This is a genomic window from Nocardia violaceofusca NBRC 14427 (assembly GCF_963869435.1).
Lineage (GTDB): Bacteria > Actinomycetota > Actinomycetes > Mycobacteriales > Mycobacteriaceae > Nocardia > Nocardia aobensis.
The window spans coordinates 147,563-158,300 of record NZ_CAWMPM010000030.1 but is presented as its reverse complement, the minus strand read 5'-3'; the positions used below and the strand labels follow the sequence as shown (position 1 = coordinate 158,300).

Sequence of the window (10,738 nt, the reverse complement as noted above, 5' to 3'; positions counted from 1 at the left end):
CACCGAGCTGCCCGCCGACGGCCGGGTCGGCGACCCGATTCTCGCGGGGGCGCTGCGGGTCGGGCAGGCCCTCGACGGTGACGCGCTGCGCAATCTGGTCGGTGTGTGGCAGCGGGCGCCCCTGCAGGCGCTGGCTCGTCTGCATCTGCTCGCCGCGGCCGATCTGGTCGACGACGAAATCGGTCTCGGCCGCCCGCGACCCGAACCGGGTGTCGCCGAACGGCTCGATCTGCTGGCTCAGACCGTGCTGACCTCGAATGCGCCGGCCCCCGTGCTGGCCGCGGTGGTGCACGGCGAGTTGATGTCGTTGCGCCCCTTCGGTTCCGCCGACGGCGTCGTGGCGCGGGCGGCGTCCCGGCTGGTCGCCGTCGCGAGCGGCCTGGATCCGCACAGCCTCGGCGTGCCCGAGGTCTTCTGGTTGCGGCGCCGTCAGGCTTACGTCGACGCCGCGGCGGGCTTCGCCGAGGGGACGGCCGAGGGTGTGGGCGGTTGGGTGGTGTTCTGCTGCGGCGCGCTGGAGGACGGTGCTCGCGAGGCGCGATCGATCGCCGACGCGGCGGGATGAGCGCGGGGGATGAACGTGGCGGGATGAGTGCTGATCGCAGCGAGGGCGAAAAGGGTCCGCACATCGAAGCGGGCGGCGTAGCCGTCGTCGGCCTCACCGCCCGCTAGCACGGACTACCCGGTTACCAAGCGTGCTTGTCGGGTTGTGTTCTGCGGCCTCGGCGATCATCCGGACTCCGCCGGTTCATCCCCGCAACTTGTGCGAGGCCATTGCCGACGTGAATTCGAATTTCGCAGGCCCACAACGCTTCTGCCCTTGTCGCGGCGCGCTCCGCGTGGGTGCCTGGCGTCCGTGCTGGGAAGTGCGGATGGGAGATCGAACCTTCTCTTCCGTTTCGATCTTGGCCTTCCGCCCCTCCGTGCGTCCATTGTTACTCTGTGAGCCCCCTCACATCAAGGGTCGAGAGGACATTACTCATAATCGGCGTGTGGCCCCCCGAATCGTGGTTACATCGATGGGTTGCGCGTCGTTGACCAGCCTCGATGTGCCAGGAATGCCGCCCTCAGCGGCGCCGGCGCAGCAGCCGGTAACTGAGGGCGCCGGCCAGTACCGCGCTCACCCCGACCACCGCCGTGGCGGCCACCGTCGTGGTCGACGGCGCGGGAATGCGCGACCACAGTGACACCGGATTCGAGAAGGTCAGGATCGGCCATTCCCGGGCTATCGCCTCGCGTCGCAGATTCCGGTCGGGATTGACCGCGGTGGGATGTCCGACCGCCGACAGCATCGGCAGATCGGTGATCGAATCGGAGTAGGCGTAGCAGCGCGAGAGGTCGTAGCGTTCGGTCGCGGCCAGTTTCTCGATCGCCTCGACCTTGCCCTCGCCGTAGCAGTAGAACTCGACTTCGCCTGTGTACTTACCGTTTTCGACCACCATGCGAGTGGCCGCGGTATGGGTGGCGCCCAGCGCGGCGGCGATCGGGGCGACGATCTCCTCGCCCGACGCCGAGACGATCACGACGTCGTGGCCGCGGATCTTGTGGTCGGCGATCAGATCCGAGGCCTCGGCATAGATCAGCGGATCCACCAGTTCGTGCAGTGTTTCGGCGACGATCGAGCGCACCTGCGACACATCCCAGCCGGCCGTCATCTTCGTCAGGTGTTCGCGCATCCGCTCCATCTGGTCGTGGTCGGCGCCGGAGAGCAGGAACAGGAAGTGCGCGTAACTGGACTCCAGCACGGTGCGCCGATCGATCAGCCCCTGGGCGAAGAACGGCCGGCTGAAGACGAACGCACTCGACTTCGCGATGACCGTCTTGTCCAGATCGAAGAAGGCGGCGATCCGGGGTGCGGACGGCGCATCCCTCGTCTCCTGCGCGCGGTTCGCTGCTGCGTCGTTGCGGTGTCGCGGGTGCCCGGTATCCCCGGCGGCCCGATCGTTCGTAGCTGTTTGGTCGCCCTCGGCCGTCACGGCTCCAGGATAGGGAGCTTCCCCGTCGACGGGGCGTTCAGCCCGGCCACACGCCCCGCTCGACGCCCTGGGAGCCGCCCCGCTCCGGGCGAAACTTCGTCATGCGATGGACTTGCATTGCGGCCGGTTTCTGGGTGTAGTATTGCTGGCACCTGGACATGGTCCAGGCGCGTTCAGCCCGACCCCCCGGGGCTGAACCCCGACGGCCCCAGCCTCCTCCCCCCCCGGCTGGGGCCGTCCTCTATTTCCGGACCGTTCAGCTGTTACTCGGCGTGCAGTGTTTATCCACAGCCCGCGAGTTGTCCACATTCGGCGTTCGGACCCTGGTTCGCCGGGCCGAACCGGGTGAGGCTGGCGGACATGAATTCCGTTGCAGCAGTTCCTCCTCCGGCGCTGATGTTGGTGGGCGACCTCCGGTTGCGCGACGAAGTGCGGCGCATCGCGGCCGCTGCCGACCGTGGCCTGGACGAACGCTCGATGCCCGTCGGCAGGCATGCCTGGGCCGCGGCAGCGCTGGTGATCATCGACCTCGCGGCGGCGCGTACCTGCTCCGAGGCCGGATATCCGCGCCGCTCGGGCGTGGTGCTGGTCGGCGCCGGTGAACCGGATCTCGACCATTGGCAGGCCGCCGCGGCGGTCGGCGCCGAGCAGGTCATCGCGCTGCCGGGCAACACCGAGACGCTGATCGAGGCCTTCGCCGCCTATGCCTGGCGCGATCCCGGCGACGGACTCGTCCTGGCCGTCGTCGGCGCAGGGGGTGGTGCCGGGGCCTCGGTCTTCGCCGCGGCACTGGCCTTGACGGCTGCGGCCCGGCGGTTCCGGCCGCAGATCCTGCTCGTCGACGGCGACCCGCTCGGCGGCGGCATCGATCTGCTGCTGGGTATCGAGTCGGTGCCGGGACTGCGCTGGCCCGACCTCTCCGTCGAGGACGGCCGAGTGGCCGCGCAAGCCCTGCACGACGCACTACCCGCCGCCGCACCGGGACTCGGTGTCCTGGCGTGCAGCAGACCGGCCGGTTCCGGACCGGACGACATCGGCACCGGTGCGGCCCGCGCCGTCGTCGAGGCCGGCCGCGGCGCCGGCGATCTGGTGGTGTGCGATATCTCCGGCAGCAGGGGCCCGCATACCGCTCATCTCCTCGATGCCGCCGATCTCGTCATCTTCGTGGCGCCGGCCCGGTTGCGCGCGGTGGCTGCCGCCGGGGCCGTCGTCGCGGATGTTCGTCGTCGAAATCCCAACCAGGCCTTGGTCGTTCGAGGGCCCGCGCCCGGCGGGCTGCGCGGACGAGACATCGCGGAGGCGTTGGGGCTGCCGCTGCTGGCCGCCATGCGCGCTCAACCCGGGCTCGCGGGCACTCTGGAACGCGGCGGCCTGACGCTCGGCCGCGGCCCGCTGTTCGCCGGAGCGGAGTCGGTGCTGTCCGCACTGCCGGACGGTGCTCGATGAGCGGCGTGGTGAGCACCGAACTCCTCGACCGGGTGCGGGAGCGACTGGCCGCCCAGCCCGGTGAACACGATCCGGCACGCCTGGCCGCCGCCATCCGTGCCGAAGCCGGCCGCGTCCTCGGCGATACGGACCTGCTGCGCGCACTGCGTCTGCTGCAGACGGAGATGACCGGCGCCGGCGCGCTGGAACCGCTGCTGCACGATGCCCGGGTCTCCGATGTGCTGGTGACCGCACCCGATGCAGTGTGGATCGACCGCGGGAGCGGTCTGGAACGCACCTCGATCCGCTTCCCGGACGAAGCGGCGGTGCGGCGGCTGGCTCAGCGCCTGGCGCTCGCCGCCGGTCGCAGGCTCGACGATGCGCAGCCATGGGTCGACGGGCGGTTGCCGGAATACGAGCGAGCGCCCGGCGAGAGCTTCGGAGTCCGGTTGCACGCGGTCCTCGCGCCCATCGCACAGGGCGGAACGTGTATCTCGCTGCGCGTCCTGCGTCCGGTCGGGCACAGCCTGCGCGGGCTGACCACCTCCGGCACGCTCACGCCGGATTCGGAACTGCTGCTGGAGAAGATCATTCGCGCGCGGCTCGCGTTTCTGGTGGTCGGCGGCACCGGCGCCGGGAAGACCACGCTGCTGTCGGCTCTGCTGGCGCACGTCGACCCCTCCGAGCGGATCGTGTGCGTCGAGGATGCCGCCGAACTGTCGCCGCCGCATCCGCATGTCGTCCGGCTGGTCGCGCGCATCGCCAATGTGGAGGGCATAGGTGCCATCACGGTTCGGGACCTGGTCCGGCAGGCGTTGCGAATGCGGCCGGATCGGATCGTCATCGGGGAGGTGCGCGGGGCCGAGGTGGTGGACCTGCTCACCGCCCTGAACACCGGACACGACGGGGGCGCCGGAACGGTCCATGCGAACTCGCCCCGCGAGGTGCCCGCCCGGCTGGAAGCCCTTGCGGCACTGGGCGGAATGGGACGTGCGGGGCTGCACAGTCAGCTCGCCGCGGCGGTCCAGGTCGTGCTCGCCATGCGGCGCCGATCCGACGGCCGGCGAGTCCTGCAGGAAATCGGACTGGTGACCCGTGCCGGGGAGGCCGGTGTGCGCATCGAGACCGCCTGGTCGGCGGATGTCGTTGCAACACCGGCGAATACCGCCCTGCATCGGTTGCTGGACGAACGGTCGCGGCAATGACGGTGAGTCTGCTGTGCGGCGCGGGAGCCTTGCTGCTCCTGCCGACCCCGGCCCGGCGGCACCGGCTGGGCGCTCTGTGTGGACGGCCGACTGAGGAGCGAAATATGCGGAGCCGCTGGATCATTCGCGGCGTGACGGCTTCGGCGGTGGTGACGGCGGTCGTCCTCGGTCCCGGGGTCGCGGGTGCGGCCGCGGTGCTCGCCATCACGTTGACCGTGCGCGCGAAGAACCGCCGCGAGGAGCGCCGCCACGACGGCGAATGCCGGAAACTGCTGGACGGGCTGGAAGTGGTGATCGGTGAATTGCGCACAGGAGCGCATCCCAGCGCTGCCGCCGCGGTCGCGGCTGCGGAGATCGGCGGAGCCGTCGGAGCGGCCTTCGCGGTGAGCGCCGCCCGGGCCCGGCTCGGTGGTTCGGCCGCGGACGGATTGCGCGGCCGCCCCTGCGCCGTCACCAGCGAACTCGATCGTGTCGCGGACGCCTGGGAGGTGGCCGAGCGGCACGGCCTGGCATTGGCCGAACTGTTGAGCGCGGCCCGCGACGACCTCGCCGGGCGGATGCGATTCAGCGACCGCACGAACGCCGCGCTGGCGGGTGCGCGTGCCAGCGCCGCGGTGCTGGCCGGACTTCCGCTGCTGGGCATCGCGCTCGGACAGCTGATGGGCGCGCACCCGCTGCACGTGCTGATGAGCCGAGGGGTCGGAACGATCGTCTTTCCCTTGGGCGCCGGACTGATCGGCGTTGGATTGCTGTGGGCGGATGCCATCACGCGGCGGGTATCGGTATGAGCGGCCTTCCGATGGCACTGCTCTGTTCCGGTGCCGCGCTGCTGGCCCTTCCGGGCCGGATCACACCGGTCGCCCGCCTCCGCGCGGCCCGCGGCGCATCACCCACGCCGCGGCAGGACCTGCGCCCGGGCGCAGGTGACCCGCTGGCGGTGGCCTCGGCACTCGACCTGCTCGCCTCGTGTCTGCGGGCAGGTCTGCCGACCGCCACGGCGGCGCGCGCGGTGGCCCCGATCGCCCCGGAACCCTTCGCCTCGGCACTGCGCCGGGCGGCGGATCTGCTGGCGCTGGGCGCGGATCCGGTCACCGCATGGGAGCGAGCGGCCCGGGAAGCGCCCGGGGCGGAGATGTCCGCGCTCGCCCGGCTGGTGCGCCGTTCGGCCCGCTCCGGTGCGGCCCTGACCGGTGCGGTCTCCGAACTCGCCGAGAAGTGCCGCGCCGCGGTCGAGGATGCCGCCGCCGCGCGTGCGGAACGCGCGGGCGTACTCATCAGCGGCCCGCTCGGGCTGTGCTTCCTGCCGGCTTTCGTCTGTCTCGGCATCGTTCCGGTGGTCGCCGGACTGGCCGGTCGAGTACTCGGCGGTGGGTTGTGGTGACCACACGAGAGACTCGGTGCGGATCCGCCGCGCCGACCGTAGAGAAAGGGGAGACCGATGTTGACAGCAACGCAATCGGTTGTGCGAGAACTACGTTCGCGGCTGATCCAGGTAGCGGTCACCGACGACGGGATGAGTACCGCCGAATACGCCATCGGGACGATCGCCGCGGCGGCGTTCGGGGCGGTGCTCTACACCGTGGTGACCGGCGACTCCATCGTCAACGCGCTGACCAAGATCATCGACAGGGCACTGAACACCACCGTATGAGGTCGGCCCGCACGAGCGAGCGGGGTGCGGTCACGGTCGAGGCGGCGATCGCGCTGGCGGCGGTGGTCGTGGTCGTCGTGCTCTGCGTGGAAGCGTTGCTGGCGGCGTCGATGCAGATCCGCTGTATCGACGCCGCTCGGGAAGCGGCTCGTCTCACGGCGCGCGGCGCCGAGGCGGAAGCTCTGCCGGCGGCACAGCGGGTGGCACCGCCCGGCGCCGATATCGAGGTGCGTGCGGAGGGCGACCGGATCGTCGCCGTCGTCCGGGCGCGGGCGCCGCTGCTGCCCATGCTGCGGTTACGGGCCGAGGCGGTCGCCGTGCGTGAACCGGGAGAGCCGCGATGACAGCGGACGGACCGGCGCGGGCCGCGATGGCGCCGGCCGCGTGCCGCTGCCGCGGGTGCGACGGGGGCGCCACGGTCACCGCATGTCTGGCGCTCACCGCACTGTTGGTGGTGACGATCGTGATCGTGCAGTTCGCGGCGGTGGTGTGCGCACGCCACCTGGCGCAGAGTGCCGCCGATTCGGCGGCATTGGCCGCAGCGGGTGCACTGGATTCCGGCGCCGAGGCGGCCTGTGAACAAGCGGATTCGGTAGTGCGGCGAATGCGGATGCGGCTACGTGCGTGTGCGATCCGGGATTGGGATGTGACGGTAACCGTCGATGGTTCGGTGCCGCTCGCTCTTTTGGGCAAGCGATCAGTTGTGGCGGTCGCGCGAGCCGGTCCGGTGAGTGCGGAATAACGATCATGAATACCGGACGGTTGGTGTGAGAAAGAATGGGTGACCCGAGCCACAGTATGGAGCGGTAAGTGTCGTGGATTTCCCATTCGGCCGGCATTCAATTCGGCGGGCACAATTGTGCAAGCATTCGGCGCTGCGGGATTCCGATAAATGCACACATGTGAATGCGCACATGGCCGTTATTCGCTAGGGCAATGCGCCGGTTAACATGATCGACTTCCTCTTTATTCGGGCAGCGGGCAGTCGGCGCCGAATCCGGGGCGCGGCCCGTCGGTCTGGGAGGCGTCCACGTCTACCGGCGGTGTCCGCATCGTCACGAAACGGATTCGAGCAGGTCATGGCCTGCAATGTTGGGCCCCGCCGGTCAGTTCGGCGCCTCGTCGGGCAGATCGGAGAGGACGGCCGTCAGCAGGGCGGCCGCGCCTTGCTTGTCCAACGGGGAATTCCCGTTGCCGCATTTCGGGGATTGGACGCACGAGGGGCAGCCCTGTGGGCACGAACAGGAGGCGATGGCCGCCCGGGTGGCCGCCAACCAGGTCCGCAACCGGGCGAAGCCGCGCTCGGCGAATCCGGCTCCGCCGCGATGGCCGTCGTAGACGAAGACGGTCGGCAGCCCGGTATCGGGGTGCTCGGCGATGGACACGCCGCCCACATCCCACCGGTCACAGCTCGCGACCAGCGGCAACATCCCGATCGCGGCATGTTCGGCGGCGTGCAGGGCGCCGGCCACGCGGCGTGGCTCGATCCCCGCCGCGGCCAGCAGTCGCGGCGTGACGGTGTAGAACACGGCCTGGGTCGGCAGCGTCTGCTCGGGCATGTCGAGTTCGATGAGGTCGAGGACCTCTCCGCTGGGAAGGGTGCGCAGATAACCGACCACCTGGCGGGTTACCCGGACTCTGGCCAGTGCGGCGGTGACGCGGCCGTATACCTGCTCGTGCGTGCGCTCGTCGATCGCGACCGAGGTGACCATCCGGGCGCTGGTGGTCCAACCGGGCTGCTCGGCGTGGACGAACGCGACTCCGGCCTCGAGGTCCAGTTCGTCGACCACGTAGGTCTCGCCCTGATGCAGATGTACGGCACCGGCGTGCAGTGTCGCGGGCGCCCGCCCGGAATCCGCGCTGCCCAGCAGCCTGCCGCTGGTCGCGTCGACGATCGCGATCTGGGAGCCGATTCCGCCCCGGACATCGACGTCGTCGTGCGGATAGGCGCTCGAGGTGGGATACCAGCGGGCCGGTCCACCGCCGTTCTCCCGGCGCTTGATCAGCCCCTGCGCGGCGAGGTCGGCGGCCACGTCCCGGACGCCGAGGTCGTCCAGCTCGGCGTCGGTCAGGGGATGTTCGCAGGCCGCGCACAGCAGATGTGGTCCGGCGACGTAGGGATTGTGCGGATCGGTGATGGTCGCCTCGACCGGCTTGTCCAGCAGAGCGTGCGGGTGATGGACGAGATAGGTGTCGAGCGGATCGTCGCGGGCCACCAGCAGCACCAGCGAGCCCTGGGTACGACGTCCGGCCCGCCCTGCCTGCTGCCAGAACGAGGCGACGGTCCCCGGAAAACCCGCCATCACCACGGCATCCAGCCCGGCGATGTCGACGCCCAGTTCGAGTGCGGTCGTGGTGGCCGCGCCCAGCAGCGACCCGTCCGCCAGGCCGTTCTCCAGTTCGCGCCGGTCCTCGGCCAGGTATCCGGCCCGGTAGGCCGCCACGCGCCCGGCCAGCGACGGATCCACCTCGGCCAGCATGCGCTGTACGTCGATGGCGACTACCTCGGCGGCCCGGCGGGAGCGAACGAAGGTCAACGTCCGCGCACCCTCGACGACCAGGTCGGTCATGATCCGGGCCGCCTCCGTGGTGGCCGCCCGCCGCACCGGGGCGCCGTTCTCACCGCCGAGGTCGCCGAGCAGCGGAGGCTCCCACAGGGCGACCGTCCGCGCGCCCTGCGGCGAACCGTCGTCGGTCACCGCGGTCACCGGCGCACCGATCAGCCGTTCGGCGGCCGCGGCCGGATCCGCGCTGGTCGCCGAGCACAGGACGAAGGTCGGATTCGCGCCGTAATGCGCGGCCAGCCGTCGCAGCCGGCGCAGCACCATCGCGACCTGGGACCCGAATACACCCCGATAGGCGTGGCATTCGTCGACCACCACATAGCGCAGCCGCCGCAGCATCCGAGCCCAGCGCTGGTGGGCCGGCAGGATGCCGATGTGCAACATGTCGGGATTGGTGAACAGCCACCGCGCGTTCGCCCGCACCCACTGCCGGACCTCGGGCGGAGTATCGCCGTCGTAGGTGGCCGGATGGATATCGCGCAGGCTGCCCGCATGGGTGAGCCTCGCGGCCGCGCGGAATTGATCGGCCCCGAGCGCTTTGGTCGGCGATATATACAGAGCGGTCGCTCGCGGATCTCGCCGCAGGTCGGTCAATACCGGCAGCTGATACCCCAGGGATTTGCCCGAGGCCGTCCCGGTGCAGACGACGACGTGGGTGCCCTCCGCGGCCAGTTCCGCGGTGCGGATCTGATGTGCCCACGGTGCTTCGACACCGGATTCCCGCAGCGCGTCGACCACTTCCGGGGCGGCCCACGAAGGCCATCCGCTGGTGCGCGCCGCGCGGGCCGGAAGTTCGGTCACATGGGTGATACGACTTTCCGCATCCGGCACTCCGAAAAGGACACGATTCAGCAACGATCCCCCATAGCTGATCGTCTCGGCGCGGGCGGTGTCCGGTGTCGGGCCTTTCGGATTCATCGGACCGAGACCGTGTGCCGCGAAGAAAGTGTGAACCGTGTGTGCCGTGCTCGCCCGAGCTGCCAATTCACTACCGAGTAGCGACCTGCGTCACAGTCTGTTTGCCTGACGCTCGCTCGGTTATCGCTAAGCAAACCTACTTCAAGTTTGGATTTGGGCATTGTGCCCCTCACCTGCACATTCGCAAGATCATCTTTTTTGCAAATTGTCGGTAACTCGGCTGTCGAATTGCGCGCGGACATGGTTCACTAGTTCTCGGTCGCAAGCTTCTGTGTTCGAGGGAACGGATCAAAGGTCCAAACCATCAGCAGGATCGATGTTGCGAACGGTGTGCTTGAAGCTTCCTGCAGGGGGAACAGAGTACAGCGGTCGGAACGGACCCGGTGGACCAACCTAACTTGTCCGCCGTTCCGGTATGGAAAGAGAAGGAACAGAATGGCACAGGGAACTGTGAAGTGGTTCAACGCGGAGAAGGGGTTCGGCTTCATCGCGCCCGAGGACGGCTCCGCTGACGTCTTCGTCCACTACTCCGAGATTCAGGGTTCGGGCTTCCGCACCCTCGAGGAGAACCAGAAGGTCGAATTCGAGGTCGGCCAGGGCACCAAGGGCCCGCAGGCCACCGGAGTTCGCGCGCTCAGCTGAGCGAGTAACCCAACAAGGTCTGATCTCGTCCCTCACCGCGAGCACGCGGTGAGGGACGAGTCATATGCGGGGGAAGTAGACTCGATCGAAAACCGGGGCTTTTCGATCTGATCGAGTTGCCCACAAGGGGGTTTTTCTGCAGTTCGCAGCCATTTCGGTTCGGACGGTACCCACGGGGATGTGCCGCGCAGAACAGCCGAGACTCCTGGGTCGCGGGTCCGCAGTGCGGACTCCACGACAGCGAAACACGGTATAAACGTCTCTGGCGGGAGACATTCGTCTCTCCCTCTTGCCCCAGCCGCGCGCCGCGCGCCTGCGCCGCGCGGGTCGACAGGAAAGGTGTGTTCGCCGGTGGCA

The 10,738-nt window shown here is 69.3% G+C and carries 11 protein-coding genes; 9 read left to right on the top strand and 2 right to left on the bottom strand.

Annotated features, from left to right (window positions below; translation table 11 throughout):
- On the top strand, positions 1 to 565 hold a 565-nt coding region (locus tag AC5592_RS24470; protein ID WP_063065505.1), incomplete at its 5' end, for a Fic family protein.
- A gap of 502 nt (positions 566 to 1,067) precedes the next feature.
- Here AC5592_RS24470 and AC5592_RS24465 read toward each other — a convergent pair.
- Positions 1,068 to 1,847 (bottom strand): HAD-IB family hydrolase, encoded by a 780-nt coding sequence (locus AC5592_RS24465; protein ID WP_036497409.1) that lies wholly within the window; start codon positions 1,845 to 1,847, stop codon positions 1,068 to 1,070.
- A 489-nt stretch (positions 1,848 to 2,336) separates the two neighbouring features.
- Between AC5592_RS24465 and ssd the strand changes: the two genes are divergently transcribed.
- From ssd to AC5592_RS24430, 7 genes are all read left to right on the top strand, one after another.
- Positions 2,337 to 3,422, top strand: coding sequence for a septum site-determining protein Ssd (ssd, locus tag AC5592_RS24460; protein WP_036497385.1), 1,086 nt, complete (start codon positions 2,337 to 2,339; stop codon positions 3,420 to 3,422).
- Positions 3,419 to 4,606, top strand: a complete 1,188-nt coding sequence (locus AC5592_RS24455) for a TadA family conjugal transfer-associated ATPase (protein WP_036497386.1) — start codon at positions 3,419 to 3,421, stop codon at positions 4,604 to 4,606. Before ssd ends, AC5592_RS24455 begins: the two co-directional genes overlap by 4 nt.
- Before the next feature lie 104 nt (positions 4,607 to 4,710).
- Positions 4,711 to 5,394, top strand: coding sequence for a type II secretion system F family protein (locus AC5592_RS24450; protein WP_306304656.1), 684 nt, complete (start codon positions 4,711 to 4,713; stop codon positions 5,392 to 5,394).
- Positions 5,391 to 5,987, top strand: a complete 597-nt coding sequence (locus tag AC5592_RS24445) for a type II secretion system F family protein (RefSeq protein WP_036497389.1) — start codon at positions 5,391 to 5,393, stop codon at positions 5,985 to 5,987. The genes AC5592_RS24450 and AC5592_RS24445 overlap by 4 nt, the downstream gene beginning before the upstream one ends.
- A gap of 57 nt (positions 5,988 to 6,044) precedes the next feature.
- Complete coding sequence (locus AC5592_RS24440) at positions 6,045 to 6,257, top strand: DUF4244 domain-containing protein (protein ID WP_036497391.1); 213 nt, start codon at positions 6,045 to 6,047, stop codon at positions 6,255 to 6,257.
- The gene (locus AC5592_RS24435; protein WP_036497392.1) at positions 6,254 to 6,601 is read left to right on the top strand and encodes a TadE family type IV pilus minor pilin; all 348 of its coding nucleotides are present in this window, start codon (positions 6,254 to 6,256) and stop codon (positions 6,599 to 6,601) included. Before AC5592_RS24440 ends, AC5592_RS24435 begins: the two co-directional genes overlap by 4 nt.
- Positions 6,598 to 6,999, top strand: coding sequence for an Rv3654c family TadE-like protein (locus AC5592_RS24430; protein ID WP_306304657.1), 402 nt, complete (start codon positions 6,598 to 6,600; stop codon positions 6,997 to 6,999). The genes AC5592_RS24435 and AC5592_RS24430 overlap by 4 nt, the downstream gene beginning before the upstream one ends.
- Before the next feature lie 364 nt (positions 7,000 to 7,363).
- Here the strand turns inward: AC5592_RS24430 and AC5592_RS24425 are convergent, their stop codons facing one another.
- Positions 7,364 to 9,739: a DEAD/DEAH box helicase gene (locus AC5592_RS24425; protein ID WP_063065504.1), complete on the bottom strand. Its 2,376-nt coding sequence runs from the start codon at positions 9,737 to 9,739 to the stop codon at positions 7,364 to 7,366.
- 435 nt (positions 9,740 to 10,174) lie between these two features.
- Here AC5592_RS24425 and AC5592_RS24420 point away from each other — a divergent pair, with 435 nt between their 5' ends.
- Positions 10,175 to 10,381: a cold-shock protein gene (locus AC5592_RS24420; RefSeq protein WP_011206895.1), complete on the top strand. Its 207-nt coding sequence runs from the start codon at positions 10,175 to 10,177 to the stop codon at positions 10,379 to 10,381.
- Positions 10,382 to 10,738: the final 357 nt, after the last annotated feature.

Bases quoted from the DNA above. Each gene is read 5' to 3' on its own strand.
- AC5592_RS24420 (WP_011206895.1), top strand. From the start codon at position 10,175: ATGGCACAGGGAACTGTGAAGTGGTTCAACGCGGAGAAGGGGTTCGGC.
- AC5592_RS24435 (WP_036497392.1), top strand. From the start codon at position 6,254: ATGAGGTCGGCCCGCACGAGCGAGCGGGGTGCGGTCACGGTCGAGGCG.
- AC5592_RS24440 (WP_036497391.1), top strand. From the start codon at position 6,045: ATGTTGACAGCAACGCAATCGGTTGTGCGAGAACTACGTTCGCGGCTG.
- AC5592_RS24450 (WP_306304656.1), top strand. From the start codon at position 4,711: ATGCGGAGCCGCTGGATCATTCGCGGCGTGACGGCTTCGGCGGTGGTG.
- AC5592_RS24425 (WP_063065504.1), bottom strand. From the start codon at position 9,739: ATGAATCCGAAAGGCCCGACACCGGACACCGCCCGCGCCGAGACGATC.
- AC5592_RS24455 (WP_036497386.1), top strand. From the start codon at position 3,419: ATGAGCGGCGTGGTGAGCACCGAACTCCTCGACCGGGTGCGGGAGCGA.
- AC5592_RS24445 (WP_036497389.1), top strand. From the start codon at position 5,391: ATGAGCGGCCTTCCGATGGCACTGCTCTGTTCCGGTGCCGCGCTGCTG.
- AC5592_RS24430 (WP_306304657.1), top strand. From the start codon at position 6,598: ATGACAGCGGACGGACCGGCGCGGGCCGCGATGGCGCCGGCCGCGTGC.
- ssd (WP_036497385.1), top strand. From the start codon at position 2,337: ATGAATTCCGTTGCAGCAGTTCCTCCTCCGGCGCTGATGTTGGTGGGC.